This is a genomic window from Methylobacterium sp. PvP105 (assembly GCF_017876975.1).
Taxonomy (GTDB): Bacteria; Pseudomonadota; Alphaproteobacteria; order Rhizobiales; family Beijerinckiaceae; genus Methylobacterium; species Methylobacterium radiotolerans.
On sequence record NZ_JAGIPA010000005.1, the window covers coordinates 264,162 to 283,544 of the forward strand.

General features: G+C 71.2%; 16 protein-coding genes. 6 read left to right on the forward strand and 10 right to left on the reverse strand.

The genetic code is table 11. The features are described from left to right. Position 1: 1 nt before the first annotated feature. The 5 genes from J3A75_RS34820 to J3A75_RS34840 all read left to right on the forward strand — a co-directional run bounded on the left by J3A75_RS34820 (position 2) and on the right by J3A75_RS34840 (position 9,559). Positions 2 to 3,565 (forward strand): PAS domain S-box protein, encoded by a 3,564-nt coding sequence (locus J3A75_RS34820; protein ID WP_245365081.1) that lies wholly within the window; start codon positions 2 to 4, stop codon positions 3,563 to 3,565. A 32-nt stretch (positions 3,566 to 3,597) separates the two neighbouring features. Further along, positions 3,598 to 4,041: a hypothetical protein gene (locus J3A75_RS34825; protein WP_245372218.1), complete on the forward strand. Its 444-nt coding sequence runs from the start codon at positions 3,598 to 3,600 to the stop codon at positions 4,039 to 4,041. Between the two features lie 298 nt (positions 4,042 to 4,339). Next, positions 4,340 to 7,090, forward strand: coding sequence for a PAS domain-containing sensor histidine kinase (locus J3A75_RS34830; protein WP_076729949.1), 2,751 nt, complete (start codon positions 4,340 to 4,342; stop codon positions 7,088 to 7,090). Between the two features lie 797 nt (positions 7,091 to 7,887). Continuing rightward, positions 7,888 to 8,874 carry an alpha/beta fold hydrolase gene (locus J3A75_RS34835; protein WP_083743809.1) on the forward strand — a complete coding sequence of 329 codons (987 nt, stop codon included), beginning with the start codon at positions 7,888 to 7,890 and terminating at the stop codon, positions 8,872 to 8,874. Between the two features lie 265 nt (positions 8,875 to 9,139). After that, complete coding sequence (locus J3A75_RS34840; protein ID WP_024827482.1) at positions 9,140 to 9,559, forward strand: RidA family protein; 420 nt, start codon at positions 9,140 to 9,142, stop codon at positions 9,557 to 9,559. A gap of 88 nt (positions 9,560 to 9,647) precedes the next feature. Here J3A75_RS34840 and urtA read toward each other — a convergent pair whose 3' ends face one another. From urtA to J3A75_RS34885, 9 genes are all read right to left on the reverse strand, one after another. Further along, positions 9,648 to 10,880, reverse strand: coding sequence for an urea ABC transporter substrate-binding protein (urtA, locus tag J3A75_RS34845; RefSeq protein WP_012329896.1), 1,233 nt, complete (start codon positions 10,878 to 10,880; stop codon positions 9,648 to 9,650). Positions 10,881 to 11,056: 176 nt separating this feature from the next. Next, positions 11,057 to 11,893, reverse strand: a complete 837-nt coding sequence (locus J3A75_RS34850; protein WP_209651286.1) for an urease accessory protein UreD — start codon at positions 11,891 to 11,893, stop codon at positions 11,057 to 11,059. Between the two features lie 2 nt (positions 11,894 to 11,895). Then, complete coding sequence (gene ureG / locus J3A75_RS34855; RefSeq protein WP_012329898.1) at positions 11,896 to 12,522, reverse strand: urease accessory protein UreG; 627 nt, start codon at positions 12,520 to 12,522, stop codon at positions 11,896 to 11,898. A gap of 42 nt (positions 12,523 to 12,564) precedes the next feature. Beyond that, complete coding sequence (gene ureC / locus J3A75_RS34860; RefSeq protein WP_012329899.1) at positions 12,565 to 14,277, reverse strand: urease subunit alpha; 1,713 nt, start codon at positions 14,275 to 14,277, stop codon at positions 12,565 to 12,567. Between the two features lie 10 nt (positions 14,278 to 14,287). Further along, positions 14,288 to 14,983: an urease subunit gamma gene (locus tag J3A75_RS34865; protein WP_012329900.1), complete on the reverse strand. Its 696-nt coding sequence runs from the start codon at positions 14,981 to 14,983 to the stop codon at positions 14,288 to 14,290. Positions 14,984 to 14,993: 10 nt separating this feature from the next. After that, positions 14,994 to 15,677 (reverse strand): urease accessory protein UreF, encoded by a 684-nt coding sequence (locus J3A75_RS34870; protein ID WP_209651287.1) that lies wholly within the window; start codon positions 15,675 to 15,677, stop codon positions 14,994 to 14,996. Further along, positions 15,671 to 16,135: an urease accessory protein UreE gene (gene ureE / locus J3A75_RS34875; protein ID WP_012329902.1), complete on the reverse strand. Its 465-nt coding sequence runs from the start codon at positions 16,133 to 16,135 to the stop codon at positions 15,671 to 15,673. The genes J3A75_RS34870 and ureE overlap by 7 nt, the downstream gene beginning before the upstream one ends. A gap of 158 nt (positions 16,136 to 16,293) precedes the next feature. After that, on the reverse strand, positions 16,294 to 17,088 hold the full coding sequence (locus J3A75_RS34880; RefSeq protein ID WP_058607734.1) for an ABC transporter permease: 795 nt from the start codon (positions 17,086 to 17,088) through the stop codon (positions 16,294 to 16,296). A gap of 162 nt (positions 17,089 to 17,250) precedes the next feature. Continuing rightward, the gene (locus J3A75_RS34885) at positions 17,251 to 17,832 is read right to left on the reverse strand and encodes a DUF308 domain-containing protein (protein ID WP_209651288.1); all 582 of its coding nucleotides are present in this window, start codon (positions 17,830 to 17,832) and stop codon (positions 17,251 to 17,253) included. 165 nt (positions 17,833 to 17,997) lie between these two features. Here J3A75_RS34885 and J3A75_RS34890 point away from each other — a divergent pair, with 165 nt between their 5' ends. Further along, a complete protein-coding gene (locus J3A75_RS34890; RefSeq protein WP_024827478.1) occupies positions 17,998 to 18,897 on the forward strand; it encodes a helix-turn-helix transcriptional regulator in 900 nt (299 codons plus the stop codon). Positions 18,898 to 18,949: 52 nt separating this feature from the next. Here the strand turns inward: J3A75_RS34890 and uraH are convergent, their stop codons facing one another. Continuing rightward, on the reverse strand, positions 18,950 to 19,303 hold the full coding sequence (gene uraH, locus J3A75_RS34895; RefSeq protein WP_012329906.1) for a hydroxyisourate hydrolase: 354 nt from the start codon (positions 19,301 to 19,303) through the stop codon (positions 18,950 to 18,952). Positions 19,304 to 19,383 lie beyond the last annotated feature (80 nt).

Consider the following 19,383-nt stretch of genomic DNA (forward strand, 5'->3'; position numbering starts at 1 on the left):
CATGCCTGTCGCCCGGATCGAGGAGGACGCGCGGCTTCTCGCGCTCGCGGCGTTCGGCATCCTCGATACGCCGCCCGAACGCGGCTTCGACGACATCGTCCACCTCGCCCGCCAGCTCTGCGCCGCGCCAGTGGCCTTGATCAGCCTGCTCGACCGAGACCGGCAATGGTTCAAGGCTCGCGCCGGCTTCCCGCCCTGCGAGACCGACCTCGACCGCTCGGTGTGCAAGTTCGTCCTCGCCGAAACGGGCGTGCTGCAGATCCCGGACCTGACGCTCGACCCGCGCACACTCGGCAACCCCTTGGTGACCGGCGAGCCGCACCTGCGCTTCTATGCCGGCGCGCCGCTGCGAAGCCCCGGAGGCGAAGTCCTGGGAAGCCTCTGCGTTATCGACCACGCACCCCGCCCGGGAGGGCTGACACCGGCCCAGGTCGAGAATCTTGAGCGCCTCGCGCGACAGGTGGTGGACCAGCTGGTGCTCCGCCGCGCCCTGGCCGAGCGCGACCGGGGCGAGCGCCAGCGTACGGCCATCGCCGAGACCCTCGCCGCGGTCGTCGCGACCGGCGGCGATCTCGACGCGAGTTTCAGGGCGGTCCTGGCCGGCGCCATGCGTGCCGTGCCGGCAGCGGAGGCCGGCGCGGTCGAAATGCGCGACGGCGAGGACTTGGTCTATCGCGCCGTCACCGACGACCTGACGCCGCATCTCGGCCTCCGCTTCCCGGTCCAGGGGAGCCTCGCCGGCGCCTGCCTCAGGGAGGGCATCCCGCTCCTCGTCCCGAACGTCCTCCGAGACCCGCGGGCGAAGCGGGACGTGCTGGAGAGCTCGCGCCTGCGCTCCTGCCTCCTCGTCCCGGTGCGCCGCGGCGGCACCGTGGTCGGCGTCCTGAAGCTGCAGTCGAGCCGGCCCGCCGCCTTCTCGGAGGACGACCTCAGGGCCGCCACGGTCTTCGCCGCGACGGTCGCCACGGGCCTGGCCGAGGCGGGCGAGGTCGCCGCCAGGAGCGAGGCCTCGCGGACCGAGTACCGTCGCCGGGCCGTGTTCGACAGCGCGCATGACTACGCCATCATCGTCTTGGACCTCGAAGGCCGCGTCACCGACTGGAACTCCGGCGCGACGCGCATCCTGGGCTGGCGCTCCGAGGAGATGTGCGGCAAGCCTGCCGACGCGTTCTTCACGCCCGAGGACCGGCGTGACGGCATCCCCGACAAGGAGATGCGGTCCGCCATGGAGAACGGCCGCGGCATCGACGAGCGTTGGCATCTGCGCCGCGACGGCGAGCGCTTCTGGGCGAACGGCGAGATGATGGCGCTGCGCGACGAGGACGGCGCCGCCATCGGCTTCGTGAAGATCCTGCGCGACCGGACCGAGCAGAAGGAAGCCGTCGCCCGGCTGGAGGAGAGCCGGGAGCGCTACCGGCTCGTCGCGCGGGCGACCAACGACGCGATCTGGGACTGGGACCTGGCGACGAACCACGTCCTGTGGAACGAGGCCCTCAACGAAGCCTACGGCCATGCCTCCGGCGCGGTCGAGCCGACCGGCGAATGGTGGATCGCGCACATCCATCCCGAGGACCGAGCCCGCATCGATTCCGCCATCCACGCGGTCATCGACGGCGCGGGGACCGCCTGGACCGAAGAGTATCGCTTCCTGCGCGCCGACGGCTCCTACGCCCACGTGCTCGACCGCGGCTACGTCATCCGCGACGCAGAAGGACGCGCGAGACGCATGATCGGCGCGATGCTCGACCTGAGCGCACGCAAGCAGGCGGAGGACGCGCTGCGGGAGAGCGAGCGCCGGTTCGCCCTGGAACGCGGCCTGCTCCACGCGGTCTTCCAGCAGGCGCCGGTCGGGATCTCTATAGCGGGCGCCACGGCGGAGGTGCCGTCGGTCATCAATGCCAGGGCCGAGGAACTCCTCGGGCACGGGCTCGGGACCGAGGGCGACGCCCGCTACGTCTCGTATGGCGCGCAGCATCCCGACGGGCGCCGCTACGAGCCGGGTGACTATCCGACCTTGCGGGCCCTGCGTCACGGCGAGACCGTGCGAGCCGAGGAGATGCATTATCGCAACGCCGCTACCGGCCTCGTCCGGCCTCTGGAGGTGTCGAGTGGTCCCGTGCGGGACGCGGACGGTACGATCCAGGCCGCCGTGACCGTGTTGGTCGACGTCGAGGACCAGCGCCGGGCGGAGGCGGAGGCGCGCAAGCTCGCCGCCCTCGTCGAGCAGTCGCGTGACTTCATCGGCCTCGCCGCACCCGACGGAACGGTCGACTTCGTCAACGAGGCCGGCCGCCGGCTTGTCGGGCTGCCCGATCTTGCCGCCCGGACCAACCGCATCCTCGACTACTTCGTGCCGGGGGAGCACGACCGGATCCTCGCGGATGTCCTTCCCGCGGCCGAGCGCGACGGGTTCTGGGAGGGCGAGCTGCACTTCCGCAACTTCGCCACCGGCGCGGGCGTACCCGTGCACTACAACATCTTCCAGGTCCGCGACCGCAATGGCGAGCTGCTCGGCTACGGCACGGTCACCCGCGATCTGACGGAGCAGCACCGCGCCCGGCAGGCCCTGCAAGCGAGTGAGGCGTCGCTTCGGGCGGTCCTCGATACCGTGCCGGTGGGCATCCTGTTCGCGGAAGCGCCCTCGGGTCGCATCGTCGGCGGCAACCGCCGGCTGGAGGAGATCTTCCGTCACCCGGTGCTGCCATCGCCGAACGCCGAGAGCTACGGGGAGTGGGTCGCCTTCCACGAGGACGGACGGCGCGTCGAGCCCAAAGAGTACCCGTTGAGCCGGATCATCCGCGAGGGTGCCGAACACGCGGCGCTCGAATGCCACTACCAGCGCGGCGACGGGACCCGGGTCTGGATCGAGATCGTCGGCGTGCCGATGCGCGACGAGAGCGGCACGATCGTCGGCGCTGTCGTGGCGGTCGCCGACATCGACGCCCGCCATCGGGCCGAGGAACGGCAGGACCTGCTCAACCAGGAACTCTCGCACCGCATGAAGAACCTGCTGGCGATGGTGCAGGCCATCGCCGCCTCGACGCTGCGCGGCGCGGCCGACATGGACACGGCGCGCGAGGTCCTCGGCAGCCGGCTGGTCGCCCTCGGTAAGGCGCATGACGTGCTCCTCGGCGGCGCCGCCGAGAGCGCCTCCCTGGCGGCTGTGGTCCGGGAAGGCGTCGGCGTGCAGGAATCGGCGGGGCGCCGCGTCGCCTTCGTGGGTCCGGACGTCGAGATCGGCGGAAAGGCCGTCCTGTCCCTCGCCTTGACCCTGCACGAGCTGACCACCAACGCGGTCAAGTACGGCGCGCTATCGGTGCCTGACGGGACCGTCACGGTCGAGGCCGCCCTGGTCGGGCCGGCAGCGGCGCCGCGCCTGCGCATCGCCTGGACCGAGCGCGGCGGCCCGCCGGTCGTGCCGCCGGCTCGTAAGGGCTTCGGGTCGCGCCTGATCGAGCGCGGCCTGACGGCACAGGTCAGCGCCAGCCTCGCACTCGACTACCGTCCCGAGGGGGTGAGCTGCGTCATAGAGGCCGCGCTCACCGATTTTCAGGCCACCGGCTGAGGATGCGGCGCAACGGAGGGCGGCCCCGACCGTTGCCGCGCGCCACGACCGTTTGCCCGACCCCGACGACGGCCCTGGTGGTCCGGGACGAGATGCTGTTCCGGCTGGAGGTTTGCGACCACCTCGAAGCCGGGGGCTACGAGGTGGTCGAGGCCGGGAACGCCGCACCGGCGCTCGAACGGCTGGACGGCGCGGTCGCCCTGACGGTAACCGACGGCCGCATGCCGGGTTCCGTGGATGGCCTCGCCCCCGCGCGCGAGGTGGTCCTCCGCCGCCCGGACGCGGCCCTGGTCGCGGTCTCGGCGCAGATGACCCCGCGACCGGGCGACCTGCCGGAAGGCGTCCCGTCCGTCGCCCGCCCGTTCCTGGAAAGCCCCCTGCGCGAGGCGGTCCTGCGCGTCGCGGCCAGGCGGGCCGGCCGCATCCCGGCCCTGCGCGACGCCCTGCGGCAACGAGCGGCGCTAACGTTCGGGTAAAGGGATTGAACGAGGTGGAAAGCGGCGGCCGAGGGCGCATCCGCCGGAAACTGTGCGCGTTGACGTCCGCCGCTCGACAGGCGCACCCCGGGGATTTCACCATGCAATCTGACACGCCGCGCCCGGGAGGCGAGCCTCCGCCGCCCATCGGCGATCCGCCCCCCGGTCCGGTCAACGCTCCATGACCGCGCGGTACACATCTCGCCGGTATCCCGCCCGCCGGGCCGGAGCCGCTCACCACAACCAATGCGTCTTCTGACCCGTCGCGAGCGATGCGGCCGGAACCTGTCGAGCGATCATGCACCTACCCCTACCGGACCCGGGAACGCTGTCCCGCGAGGAACTGGAAGCCGAGGTTCGGCGCCTGCGCGGGCACTCGGCCTCCCTCGCGCAGATGTTCGAGCAGGCCCCGAGCTTCGTCGCCCTGCTCAGCGGGCCCGAGCACCGTTTCACGCTGACGAACGCGGCCTACCAGCGCATGGTCGACGGTCGCGACGTGGCCGGCCGCACCGTCGCCGAGGCGCTGCCGGAGGCCGCCGCTCAGGGCTACGTCGACCTGCTCGACGAGGTGTTCCGTAGCGGCCGAGCCCACCGGGCGACCGGCGCGAGGCTCGACCTTCAACCCGACCCGGGCGGCCCGGCCACGGAGCGCTACTTCGACTTCGTCTACCAGCCGGTCGCTGGCGCGGACGGTCGGGTCGCGGGCATCTTCGTCGAGGGCCACGACGTCACGGAGCGCACACGCGCCGAGGTCGCTCTGCGCGAGAACGAGGCGCGCTACCGGACCCTGTTCGAGAGCATCGAGGTCGGGTTCTGCATCATCGAGATCAGGTTCGAGGGCGCGTGCGCCGTCGACTACCGCATCGTCGAAGCCAACCCTGCCTTCGTGCGGCAGACTGGCGCCGACGTTGCCGGCAAGTGGGTGAGCGAGTTCGCGCCGAACCTGGAGCGACACTGGTTCGACACCTACGGGCGCGTCGCCCTGACCGGGGAGCCCGCGCACTTCGAGCACTTCGCCGAGGTGTTCGGGCGCTGGTTCGACGTGCGCGCCTTGCGGACCGGCGAGGCCGCGGCGAACCGGGTCGCCGTCTTCTTCTCGGACATCACCGAGCGGCGCCGGGTCGAAGAGCGCGCCGAAGCCGGCGAGCGGGAACTCCGCCTGATCGCGGACGCCCTGCCGGTGCTCATCGCCTTCATCGGCGCGGACCACGTCTACCGGTTCGCCAACGAGGCCTATGACGACTGGTTCTTCGTCCCGGCCGGGCAGATCGTCGGTCGGGATGTCAGGGACTTGCTCGGGCCGGACGCGTACTCGGCACGCCGACCCTTCATCGACCGGGCTCTCGGCGGTGAGCCGGTCACCTTCGAGATGGACTGGCCGCATCGCGACGGGCGCCACCGGGTCGCCGAGATCCGCTACCTCCCGCGCCGGGACGCCGGCGGCCGCGTCGACGGCTTCCATGTTTTCGTGCAGGACGTGACCGTTCGGGCGCAGACCGAGGCCGACCTCGCCCGCCAGGTCGCCGCCCGGACCGCCGAACGCGACCAGATCTGGCAGGCGTCGTCCGACCTGCTCTGCGTGGCCAGCCTCGACGGCTACTTCGTCAGCCTCAACCCCGCCTGGCCCCGGACCCTCGGGTGGACCGACGCCGAGATGAAGGCGCGCCCGTTCCTCGATTTCGTCCACCCCGACGACGTCGCCGCGACCGTGTCGGCAGCCGGCGGCCTGGCGCGCGGGGAGGCCCAGCTTACCTTCGAGAATCGCTACCGTTGCAAGGACGGCAGCTACCTTTGGCTGTCGTGGAACGCGGTGCCGCGCGACGGGCTCATCTACTCGTCGGTGCGCGACGTGACCGAAATCAAGCGGCAGGCCGAGGCGCTGGCCAGGACCGAGGAGGCCTTGCGGCAGTCGCAGAAGATGGAGGCGGTGGGGCAACTGACCGGCGGCCTCGCGCACGACTTCAACAACCTGCTCGCCGGCATCTCCGGCTCGCTGGAGCTGATGCAGACCCGCATGTCCCAGGGACGGATGGGCGACCTCGAGCGCTACATGACGGTCGCCCAGGGCGCGGCCAAGCGCGCCGCCGCCCTGACCCACCGCCTGCTCGCCTTCTCCCGGCGTCAGACTCTCGACCCCAAGCCGACCAACGTGAACCGCTTGGTCAAGGACATGGAGGAGCTGGTCCGGCGGACGGTCGGCCCATCGATCCACCTCGAGGTCGTCGGGCTCTCGGGGCTGTGGCCGGCACTGATCGATCCGGGGCAGCTGGAGAACGCGCTTCTCAACCTGTGCATCAACGCGCGTGACGCGATGCCGGATGGCGGCCGCATCACCATCGAGACCGCGAACAAGTGGATCGACGAGGCGGGTGGCCGCCAGCACGACCTGTCTCCCGGCCAGTACCTCAGCGTCTGCGTCACCGACACCGGTACCGGCATGTCGGCGGACCTCGTCGACAAAGTGTTCGAACCGTTCTTCACCACCAAGCCCACCGGCGAGGGCACGGGCCTCGGCCTGTCCATGGTCTACGGCTTCGCCCGCCAGTCCGGCGGCCAGGTGCGGATCTACTCCGAGGTCGGCGAGGGCACGACCGTCTGCCTGTACCTGCCGCGGCACTACGGCGAGGCCGACGAGGACGAGGTCGCGCGAAGGCTCGCCGAGGTGGGGCAGGCCCGCCAGGGCGAGACGGTGCTGATCGTGGACGACGAGCCTTCGGTGCGGATGCTGGTCACCGAGGTGCTGGAGGACCTGGGCTATACCGCCATCGAGGCGGCCGACAGCGTCGCCGGACTCAAGGTGCTGCAGTCGGACGTGCGCATCGATCTGCTGGTGACCGACGTCGGGCTACCCGGCGGCATGAACGGACGGCAGATGGCGGATGCCGGCCGCGAACGGCGTCCCGACCTGAAGGTGCTGTTCATCACCGGCTACGCGGAGAACGCGGTCCTCGGGAACGGCTACCTGCGCCCCGGCATGCAGGTCCTGACTAAGCCGTTCGTGCTGGAAACGCTCGCCACCCGCATCAAGGACCTCATCGCTGAGGCTTGAACCTCGCCGCCCGCCCCGTGGGTGGCGACCCGCGTCAGCGTCCGCAGGGACCGGGGCCTCGCCTCGGCTTTGCCGCATGCGACTGACCGACCGGAGCCGTCACGCTGAACCCCTTCTATGCCGCGTTCCTGCTCGCGGCGGAGGCGCAGAAGGTCGTCGCGGCCATGGAGGCCGCCGATACCCTGATGGCGGGCGCCACCACGGCGACGGCATCGCGAGTTGCGGGGCGCTCGCCGCGGACGAGACCCTCCGGTCGATGGCCTGAGCTGTCTTCGAGGACGCCCTTCGAACGGCCATCCTAAGCCCGGCCTTGGAGCGTGGCGAGAACCGTCCCGTGGCTCGAAGCAGCGATCGTGCTGGACTCACACGTCCGTCTTCTTCCTGAGGATGCCGAGGTTGAGCGGCTCCCCTCGTCGTGGCGGGGCGGCAGGCGCTGGTGCTGCGACCGTTCGAACTCGACCCGATCCCGATCCGCCTCGTCCAGGTCGGGCAGGGACCGCCCCGCTCAAGGTACGGGCGTTCCTCGACTTCGCGACACCCTCGAGAGGAGCGCTGGACTTTCGTGAGCGGATCCTTCGCCGCGACGCCCGTCGACCGTTTCACGGCGCGGAAGGGTGAATTGCAGCGACACCCTGTTCTGATCCGCGCCGCGTCCCTGCATGATGGTCTCGCCATCGGGTCCGCGCGTCCGGGCCGCCCGGTCAGGCGTGCCGCTGTCCCTCTCAGCGGTCGCGCCGTTCGACCCCGCGGCCGTCGAGCTCGACGCGTTCCGTCCCGCCAGCCTGAGGCGCGCCACGATGCGACACGAGTACGGACCTGAGGTCACCGGGCGCGGATTCGCCCGCGCGACGCGGCGGCATCTTCTCGCCGGCGGTGTGCTGGCGACGGGTGTGGGGGTGGGGGCCGCGCGGGCGGAGCTCCGCCCCGCGCAGGCCGGAGAGGTCCGCCACGGAACCGTCCGGGCCGACGGCGTGGACGTCTTCTACCGGGAGGCTGGCCGCCCGGACGCCCCGGTCCTCCTGCTGCTGCACGGCTTCGCCAATTCGTCCTTCTACTTCCGGCACCTCATGCCGAAGCTGGCCGATCGCTTCCGCCTGATCGCGCCCGACCTGCCCTCCTTCGGGTTCACGCAGGTGCCGGAGGATCGCGCCTACGTCTACGACTTCGCGTCGCTGTCGCGCACGATGGGAGCGTTCGTCGACGCGCTCGGCCTCGACCGCTACATCCTCTACGCGTTCGATTACGGGGCGCCGGTCGCGTGGGATCTGGCGCTCGCCCGTCCCGACCGCGTCGCCGGTATCGTCTCCCAGAACGGCAATGCCTATCTCGACGGGCTCGGCGAGGCGGCCTGGGCGCCGCTGCGGGCGTACTGGGCGGCGCCGGACGAGACCGCCGTCGAGGCGATCCGCGCCCGCATGACCCTCGACGGCGTCAAGGCCGCCTATGTCCACGGAGTGGCCGACCCGTCCCGCATCGAGCCCGAGGCGTACACGCTCGACGCCGCCATCCTGGCGCGGCCGGGCAATGCCGACCGGCAGGTGACGCTGAAGCTCGACTACAAGCGCAATCTCGAGCGTTACCCGCTGATCCAGGCCTTCTTCCGCGCGCGCCGTCCGAAACTGCTCGCCGTCTGGGGCCGCAACGACCCGTTCTTCGTCCCGCCCGGAGCCGAGGCGTTCCGGCGCGACATCCCGGAGGCGCGCGTCACCTTCCTCGACACCGGGCATTTCGCCCTCGAAACCGACGGTGACGCGATCGCGGAGGAGATCCGGCGGGTCTTCTGAGCCTGTCCACCGCTCAGGAATGGTTCGTGCCGTCGCACGCAGTTCGCGTGCGGCCGGCCTCCTCCGGCCCGAGCGGCGATCGGCACGATCGGCTTCGGGGTGATCGGGATCCGCCGGGGGCGGCTCGGATCCGGCCGCCGGGCCGACACTATCCCCGGCCCGCTCGTGACCTTACGGTCGCGGCCCTGGAGCACGAAGATCGGGCCGGTCGAGCCCGTCGTAAAGGGAGATCGCGGTGCCGCAACCCCACTCAGCCTCGTCGGCCATGCTGTTTCACATGGTCTCCGGAGGGCCGCAGCCGGTCGCCCCGTTCAGCCACGCGGTCGAGGTCGACGGTTTCGTCTTCGTCACCGGCCAGATGCCCGACACCCCGGACAGGCCCGGCGTCCTGCCCGACGGGATAGAGGCGCAGACCCGCAACGTGATGGCCAATCTCGGTACAGTCCTGGCCGGCCTCGGTCTGGGCCTCGAGAACGTCGTCGTGGCGCGCGCCTTCCTGACGGAGTTCAAGCGCGACTACGCCGCCTTCAACGACACCTACAAGTCCTTCTTCCCGCCCGACCGGCTGCCGGCCCGGACCTGCGTGGGCACGACGGGGCTCGCCTATGACGCCCTGGTCGAGATCGACCTCATCGCCCATCGCGGCGGCGCGGCTCCGCCGTCGTCGGACGCGCGCGAGGGCTGAGCCGCGTCGCCCGCGCGGGGACGATGTCCTGCGGGGATGCTGTTCGGCCCGGTCTCCCCGCGCCCGCCGGATCACCCGGCCGCGCGCCTCACTGGTAGCCCTTCGGGAACGGGTCGGGTTTGATCAGCTCGGGGCTGGTATAGACGATCTCGAACTGGCCGTCGGGCTTGGCCCGGCCCACCCGGGTCTTCGACCAGAGGTGATGGTTCTCGTCGATCTTCACGTAGCCTTCGGGCGCGCCCTTGAACTCCAGCCCCGGCGAGGCCGCCACCACCTTGTCGACGTCGAACGAGCCGGCCTTCTCGCAGGCCATCTTCCACAGGAACGGGCCGAGATAGGCCGCCTGCGTCACGTCGCCGATGACCGTCTTCTCGCCCCACATCTTCTTGAAGGCGGCCACGAACGCCTTGTTGTTCTCGTTCTGGATCGACTCGAAGTACTTCATGCACGAGTAGGCCCCGGCTATGTTCTCGCCGCCGATGCCGTCGACCTCGTCCTCGGTGACCGACAGCGTCATCAGCACCTGCTTCGACAGGTCGATGCCGGCCGCCTTGAGCTGCTTGTAGAACGCCACGTTCGAGCCGCCGACGATCGTCGCGAAGATCACCTTCGGCTTGGTCAGCTTGATCTTGTTGATCACCGAGTTGAACTGCGTGTGGCCGAGGGGGAAGTACTCCTCGCCGACGACCTTGCCCTTGAGCACGGTCTCGATGTGCCTGCGGGCGATCTTGTTGGAGGTGCGCGGCCAGATGTAGTCGGAACCGATGAAGTAGAAGCTGTCGCCGCCCTTCTCCTTGTGGACCCAGTCGAGGCCGGCGAGGATCTGCTGGGTGGCCTCCTGGCCCGTGTAGAAGACGTTCTTCGACTGCTCCAGGCCCTCGTAGAAGGTCGGGTAGTAGAGCAGGCCGCCGTACTGCTCGAAGACCGGCAGCACAGCCTTGCGCGACGCCGAGGTGAAGCAGCCGAACACGGCGGCGCAGTGGTCGTTGACGAGGAGCTTCTTGGCCTTCTCGGCGAAGGTCGGCCAGTCGGAGGCGCCGTCCTCCTGGATGATCTTGATCTTGCGGCCGAGCACGCCGCCGGCGTCGTTGATCTGCTGGATCGCCAGCTTCTCGCCCTGGCTCGGCCCGGTCTCGGAGATCGCCATGGTGCCGGTGATCGAGTGCAGGATGCCGACCGTCACCTCGCGGTCGGTCACCGCCAGCCCGCCGGCATCGGCGGCCGCCGCGACGCGCGGCAGCGAGGCCGCCAGCGGCGCCGCCGCCAGGCCGAGCAGCAGGCGCCGGCGGAGGGTGAAGTGCGCGGGATCGTCTGTCACCATGGCGGGCTGATCCTTCCGATCGTCCGAGAGGGTTGAGCCGCCCCATCCGCAGCGGATCAGCCGTCACGCAGGGGATCGTCTCCGCACGCATATTTCTTCCAAAGAAAATATCTTTCCTCAAGATGAAAACATCGGCAGCCTGCCCATATCGGCGGCGGCGTGCCGGGCGTCGGGGTCTATTTGCGGCGGCGCGCCGGCGCGAGGCCGGTCAGCGCCGCGAAGGCGCGGCCGGCGGCCGCCTCCAGGCCCGCCGCGAGGGTCCCGCCGTCGGGCGCGAGGAGCCGGAGGCCGAGGCCGGCCGCGTTCGGCAGCGGGCTGAGCCCGGCCCGGCAGCCGGTGCGGTCGGCCGCGGCCTGGACGTCCCCGGGGTCGGGCAGGCACGGGGCCGGACCGAGGATGACCATGGCGCCGTAGGCCCGCCACGGGCCGAGCGGCGAGTCCGGAGCGTCGAACTCCGCGCCGGCGATGCGGGCCCGCTCGCGGACCAGGACTGCCCCCGCCGCCGTCTCGATGCCGAGGCCGAGTTCGACCCGGTCGAACGGCCTGCCGCGGCCCTCCGGGTCGTGGCAGGCGATGCTCTCGGACACGACGGCCCGGGCGCCGGGCTCGAGCGTGATCTGGGTCGTGGCCGAGAGGGCGGCGCCCGGGAACAGGATCAGGGGATCGGGCACGCAGTGCAGGAAGGCGTCCGCGGCGACGCGGATCCGCGTGTCCTGGCGGGCCGGCCGATCGGCGCTGCGATGGACGACCGTGGCGGCCTGGGTGGTGACGTGCGCCGCCGAGCCCGGACCCATCGCGATGTCGAGGCCGAGACGGTCGCCGCGGTAGAGGCCGCCGGAGGCCGATTGCAGGTACAGGGTGATCAGCTCCGGCCGCTGCGGATACAGGCGGAACGGCTTGGTGATGTGGAACGGGTACGGCACGTGCTGGTCGGCGAGCACGCTGGTGCCGCCGCCGCGCACGAAGCCGAGGCGGGCCGTCGCGCGGCGGCCGGTCTGGATGTCGTCGGGCACGGCTAGGGCGTGAACAGCACGGCGCGGCCGATGGCATCCGCCACCCGGTCGATGCCGAGGCCCGCGCGCGCGTTCGTGGCGATCACCGGCTTGCCGCCCCGGACCCGCGCGGCCTCCGCCAGCATCCCCTCGAGGTCGACGCCGACATGCGGCGCGAGGTCGATCTTGTTGATCACGAGGAGGTCGCAGCGCAGCACGCCCGGACCGCGCTTGCGCGGGATGTCGTCGCCGCCGGCCACGTCGATCACGAAGATCCACCAGTCCACGAGGTCGAGGGAGAAGGTCGAGGCGAGATTGTCGCCGCCGGATTCGAAGACGAGCAGCTGCAGCCCCGGGAAGCGCGCCTCCAGCGCGTCGCCCGCGGCGATGTTGAGGGTCGGATCCTCCCGGATCACCGTGTGCGGGCACGCCCCGGCCTCCACCGCCTCGACGCGGCTCGGATCGATCAGCCCGGAGCGGCGCAGCCGCTCGGCATCCTCCTTGGTGACGAGATCGTTCGTGATCACCGCGAGATCGACGCCCCGCGCCTGCAGCACGGGAATCAGCCGCTCGATCAGCGCGGTCTTGCCGGATCCGACCGGGCCGCCGATCCCGATCCGGGCGGCGTTCGCGGGAGTCACGTCGGTCATGGGGAGCTGGGCCGTGAGAGGGGTGTCGGGGTTCGGCGGCGCTCAGCGCAGCATGTAGCGCTGGGCGAGCGGCAGGGTCCGGGCCGGCTCGCAGGTGGCGAGCACGCCGTCGACGAAGACGTCGAAGGTCTGCGGGTCGACGCGGATCTCCGGGCAGGCGTCGTTCCAGAGCATGTCGGCCTTCGTGAGGGTGCGGGTCCCGCGGGCCGGCAGGAGCGCCTTGCGGAGGCCGAGCCGGCCGCCGAGATCGGCCTCGATCGCCAGGGGATGGACGAAGCAGGCCGAGAGCGCCTGCTTGGCGCGCCCGAAGGCGCCCCATTGCGGGCGCATCAGCATCGGCTCGCAGGTCATGAGCGAGGCGGCGGAATCGCCCATCGCGCCCCAGGCGATGAAGCCGCCCTTGATCACGAGCTCCGGCTTGATCCCGAAGAAGGCCGGCCGCCAGATGACGATGTCGGCCATCTTGCCGGGTTCCAGCGAGCCGATATGGTCCTGGATGCCGAAGGTGCGCGCGGCGTTGATCGTGTACTTGGCGATGTAGCGCTTGATCCGGGCATTGTCGCCGAAGCCCGGTCTCTCCTCGGGGAGCGGGCCGCGCTGGTCCTTCATCTTCGAGGCGAGCTGCCACGTCCGGCAGATGACCTCGTGGATCCGGCCCATGCCCTGGCTGTCGGAGCCGAGCATCGCGATCGCCCCGATGTCGTGGAGCACGTCCTCGGCCGCGATGGTCTGGGCGCGGATGCGGCTCTCCGCGAAGGCCACGTCCTCCGGAAGGGCCGGGTTGAGGTGGTGGCACACCATCGTCATGTCGAGGTGCTCGTCGAAGGTGTTGACCGTGTAGGGGTTGGTCGGGTTCGTCGACGACGGCAGGCAGTGCGGCAGCCCGGCGACCCGGATGATGTCCGGCGCGTGGCCGCCCCCGGCCCCCTCCGTGTGGTACATGTGGATGGTGCGGCCGCCGATCGCCGCCAGCGTGTCCTCCACGAACCCCGACTCGTTCAGCGTGTCGGTGTGGAGCTGGACCTGGAAGTCGTAGGCGTCGGCGAAGCCCAGGCAGGCGTCGATCGCGGCCGGCATCGCGCCCCAGTCCTCGTGGATCTTGAGGCCGAGCACGCCGGTCTCGAGTTGCTCCTTCAGGGCGGCCGGCCGGTGGGTGTTGCCGCGCCCGAGGAAGCCGAAATTGACCGGCCAGGCCTCGGCGGCCTGGAGCATGCGGCCGGTGTTGAACGGGCCGCCGGAATCGATGCCGACCGTGATCGGCCCGAGCGAGCCGCCGAGCAGGGTCGTGACGCCCGAGGCGATCGCGTGGTCCGGCAGGCCGGCGGAATCGAAATGCACGTGCACGTCGATGGCCCCGGGCGTCGCGATCAGGCCCTCGCAGTCCCGCACCGTCGTCCCGGCCGACACGATCAGGCGCGGGTCGACGCCGTCCATGATCGCCGGGTTGCCGGCCTTGCCGAGCGCCACGATCCGCCCGTCCTTGATGCCGAGATCGCCCTTCTGGATGCCGAGGACGGGGTCGATCACCACGACGTTGCACAGGAGGAAGTCGAGCGCCCCCTGCGCGGCGGTCACCCCGGGCGCCATCCCGATCCCGTCGCGCAGGGTCTTGCCGCCTCCGTGCAGGCACTCGTCCCCGTAGACGGCGTGATCGTGCTCGACGACCGCCACCAGGGAGGTGTCGGCGAGCCGCACCCCGTCCCCGGTGGTCGGCCCGTAGAGGGCGGCGTAGTCGCGGCGCGGGATCGTCACCATGGCACTCTCCTCAGGCGCCCTTGAAGCCGCGGGCCTTGGCGCGGGCGAGGGCCGCCGCCCGCGCCGCGTCGTCGGGCAGGGTCCCCTGCGTCAGGTCGTTGAGCCCGGTCAGCTCCCGGGCGCCGCCGAAGCCGACCAGCGTCACGGTCTTGCGCTGGCCCGGCTCGAAGCGGATCGCCGTCCCGGCCGGGATGTCGAGGCGGTGTCCCAGGGCCGCCGCCCGGTCGAAGTCGAGCGCGCGGTTCACCTCGAAGAAGTGGTAGTGCGAGCCGATCTGGACCGGGCGGTCGCCGGTGTTGACGACGTCGAGGGTGACCCGCGGGCGGCCCGCGGCGAGCTCGATCGCGCCGTCGGCCGGCAGGATCGCGCCGGGCTCGAGGGTGTCGGCGGGAGCACCTTCCCGGGCGCGGATCGGCTCGTGGACCGTGACGAGCTTGGTCCCGTCCGGGAAGACGCCCTCGACCTGCAGGATCGGCAGCATGGCGGCGATGCCCGGCATCACGTCCTCGATCGACAGGATCGTGGAGCCCCAGCCGATCAGGTCGGCGACGCTGCGCCCGTCGCGCGCGCCCTCCAGGATCTCGTCGGTGATGAGCGCCACCGCCTCCGGGTAATTGAGCTTGAGGCCGCGGGCGCGGCGCTTGCGCGCGAGCTCGGCCGCGGTGAAGATCGTGAGACGTTCGAGCTCGGTGGGCGTGAGCAGCATCGCGCGCTCCCTAGTTGGCGAACAGGCGCAGGTCGGCGCGCGCGTGCCGCATCGCGGCGACCTCGATCAGCGGCGTGAAGCCCGTGAGGACGATGGCGCCGTCGGGGTCGTCCGGCACCGGCCGCTCGGCGATCTCCGCAACGAGCGGCAGCACCGCCTGCACGGCCTGCTGACCCTGGATGGCGCCGACCTGCCCGAGCCGGACCGCGGCCGAGACCAGGCCGGAGACGAGCTGATAGCCGGCGATGGCCGCCGCCTCGGGTTCCGACAGGCCCAGGGCGCGCCACAGGGCGCCCTGCACGGTGGCGAGGTGCCCGAGCATGAGCCCGGACCGGATGGCGGCGCGGATCTCCGCGGCACCGGGTGTCGCGAGCCGCGCGTGCGTGGTCAGCAGGGAGGCGCCGTTGCGCCGGCTCCCGGTGCGCATCGCCTCGACGAGCGTGGCCGCCTCCACGGCGGCGTCGACGCGGCCGAGCCGGACCGGATCGGGGCCGGCGCGATGGGCGAGGATCAGGCCGACGCGGTCGCTCTCCGCCCAGCGGAAGCGCACGAGGGCCGTGAGCGTCCGCGTCAGGCTCTCCGTGTCGAAGGCCGGGTCGCCCGCGATGAGGCCCTCGATCCCGTTGGAGAAGGCGAAGCTCCCGCTCGGGAACGCGGCGTCGGCCTGCTGGAGGGACAGGAGCCGGCTCAGCACGGCGCCGCCTCGTCGAGGATGGTGTGGGTCACCTGTCCGTCGGTGACGAGGGCGCCGAGGCGGACGAGGTAGTCGTCGGCCGGCCCGTCCAGGGCCACCAGGAGGGCTCCCTCGGCGAAGCGCACCCGCCAGTGGAGGTTGCCGGCGTGGTAGCCGAGTTCGAGGGCGGCGGCCTGGCTTGCCGGGACGAGGCGAAGCCAGCGCTCGGCGCCGACCCGTGCGACGAGGGCGCGGTCCGCGTCCAGCGCCAGCACGGCCCCGTCGAAGAGCGGCTCGTCCCGCGGCAGGGCCAGGGCGATCTCCTCGCCGGACTGGGTGGTCGCGCGGATCCGCCGCCGGGCGACGTCGGTGCTCGACACGACGAGCACGTCCACCGCGCCGTGATGCGCGAGATGGTGCAGGCGATGCGCCATCGCGGCGTCCTGCCGGCTGCCCAGGATGCGATGAATGACGCGCATGTCGGCCGCTCCTCCCCCGTCCGGATCCGTCCGCGGGAGCGCCTAGCAAAAGCGAGTCCGTCGACGCTCCGGGCGACGCGGGGCGGCCTCTTTCGATGCCCGGGCGGCCGCGGCCGACCGCGGCACGGCGCCCTCGGGCTCGGGCGTCCCGTCCCCGCTCAGCCCTGCAGCCGGCCGCCGCCGCGCACGACCAGGCACAGGCCGACACTCGCCGCTGTCAGGCCGAACATGATGACGTAGAGGTGGTCGACCTGAAGTCCGGCGGCCGGGTAATAGGCCGACCGCATCCATTCGGCCAGCTGCAGGGCCGGGTTGAACTTGGCCCAGTAATAGAGCCTCTCCGGCAGATAGCTCGGCAGGAAGAGAACGCCGCTGGAGACGTACAGGACGATGCTGAACAGGGCGTAACCGATCAGCCATCCGGGGAAGAAGCCGATGATCGCGACGTTGATCGTGCCGATCCCGATCCCGAGCGTGATGGCGGCGAGATAGCCGCCCACCGCCGTCAGCGGGTCCGCCGGCACCGGGTCCGTGCCGAGCGCGACCAGCACGGCGCTCACGACCAGCAACGCCAGGAAGCCGGTCACGATCTCCACGAGCACGCGGGAGAACACCAGATCGAACAGCCTCACCTGCGGGTAGTAGGTCAGGGGCCGATTGGTGATCACCGACTTCATGACCTCGCGCGAGATGTACTGGAAGACGAGGACGGGAACGGCGCCCGTCGCGAAGAACAGCGCCCTGTCGTCGCCGAGCGGCGCGGCCAGTTTCTGAACCGTGTAGATCGTGATCAGCACGAAGACGTGCACGCACGGCCAGAGGACGACGACCCCGTAGCCCCACATCGACGCGCCGAAGCGGGTGCGCATGTCGCGCAGGATCAGCGCGTGCAGGACGTGCAGGTAGGCCTCGAACGGACTCTTTCGCGACTTCGCGCTCGATCGCTCGCGCATGGAACATGGCCTCTGCTGGTCCGGGAAGGGCCGGACGAGACGACGGTGCAGATGTGCGGAGGCTCTCTCGGGGGCGATTGCAGTCCGACGTCGCCCCCTCGGCGCGGTGTCCGGGAGATCCGGGTCGTTGATCGAGGCCCGGCCCGCGCGGACGCGCGCCGCCTAGGCGGCGCGCGTCCGCGATGCGTCCCGCATGATCGCCACCCTCAGCCAGGCCGCAGAGACGAGGAAATAGAAGGCGCCGAACGCCGCGTAGGGCGCGACATCCACGATCCCGGGGACCGCGGCGCCGGCGGCCTGCTTGATGAAGAAGCCTCCGGCGAGCGCAGATTGGGCGCCGCTCAGGACCATGGCCCACTGTGCGCCGGCCCTCCAGCGCCGCGCGCCGGTCAGAAGCTGGAACAGTCCCGAGAGGATGGCCCAGGCGCCGAACACCGCGAGCACCGCGTTCGGCCCCCATCCGAGTGCGACGGCGACCGCGAGCGCGGTCACCGAGCTGATCGCCGCGTTGAGGGCCTGACTGGGATTGTCCGCGAGGCCGCCGTTGCGCCGCGCGTCGACCAGGTTGGCGAGCGCGTCCCAAGCGGGATACGCGACCAGAAGCGTCGCGGCGACGGCCGGCATGCCTCTGCCGAACGCGAGGGCGGCTGCCACCCAGCCGGCGGCGACCCCGGCACGCACGAAGTAATAGGCGCTCAGCCAGGGCAACGCAGGATCGCGATCGTGCTGCGGGACGGCTCTCATCGTCGGCTCCTTCGTGTCATGAGCGCGGAGCGGCGGGCCGGATCTATTCGTGAACATCCCAGATGGACACGACAGGTGCCGATTTATAGCTTTGTTGATCCGGATACGCCGAGCGAATACGCGCTGCGATGGATCCACGTGTAGGATCGGGGGCCGAGGCCGACCATGTCGGAAACGCTGGAAAACTTGACCGATCTTCCGGATGGCGGTCCGCGCAGCGCGGCCTCCGGCGACCTGCTCTCACACGTGCTCGCCCAGATCCGCCTGACCGGCGACCGCGTCGAATCCCGGCCGGTCGCGCCGGGCGAGCGCCTGGATCTGGATGTCGGCGCAGGTCACGTCCTCGTGGTGGTCGCGGGCGCCCTGCGCCTTGAAGGCGGTGCGGCGGCTCTTACAGTCGGCGCCGGCGACCTGCTGTTCCTGCCCCACGGCCTCGGAACCGGGCGATTGATCGCCTCCGAGGGCGCGGAGGTCGTCGTCTGCCGATTCTGGTTCGATCCCTACAGTCTCCGCAGCATGATCGCGCTCCTGCCGCAGCACATCTGCATCCGGCGCGAGGAAGGCGCCGGGTGGCTCGACGGCCTCGTGCATTTCCTGCTCGTCGAGACGACCGACGCCGAACCCGGCGCGGCCTTGATGATCTCCCGCATCATCGACCTCGCGGTCATACGCACGCTGCGGACCTGGGTTCATCTCGGCCGGACATCGGGGTGGCTCGCCGGCCTGGCCGATCCCCGGATCGCCCGCGCCCTCAAGGTCATGCACGAGAGGCCCCTGCAGCGCTGGAGCGTGGAGACCCTGTCGGACGTCGCCGGCATGTCGCGCTCGAGCTTCTGCGAGCGGTTCAACGCGCTCGTCGGTCGCTCACCCCTGCGCTACCAGAACGAGTGGCGGCTGAACCTCGCGCGGGACATGCTCGCCGCGGGCGACGGGCGCGTCGGCGAGATCGGGCTGCGCGTCGGATACGAGTCGGAGGCGGCGTTCAGCCGGGCCTACAAGGCGCTGTTCGGCCACTCGCCCAGGGAGGCGACCGGTCGAGCGGCCGGAGCGCGGCTGGAAAGCTGAGTTCCGGCGCTCCGACCCGCTCCGCCCGGGCCGATGCCGGCCCATCCCCGTGTCAGCTCCCGCGATAGGTCGCGTAGCTCCACGGGGTGATGAGCAGCGGCACGTGGTACTTGGCGTCGGGGTCCGAGACCCAGAAGCGCACCGGCACGCGGTCGAGGAAGGGTCGCTCGGCGCCGGCGCCCGTCCCGGCGAAATAGGGGCCGACGGCGAAGACGAGTTCGTAGGTCCCGGGCGTCAGGGCCTCGCCGGCGAGGAGGGGCGCGTCGGTCCGCCCGTCGCCGTTGGTCGTGGCCGACGCGAGGATCTCCCCGGTGCCGTCCTCGGCGAGGCGCCGGAGCTCGACGGTGACCCCGGCCGCCGGCTTGCCCGCGGCCGTGTCGAGGACGTGTGTCGAAAGATGGCCCATCGGCGTCCTCCCGGACGGAGAGGCCCGCGCCCGCCGCCCGCTGCGGGCGGAGGTCCGTCGGGCCGAAGGAGACGGGCGAG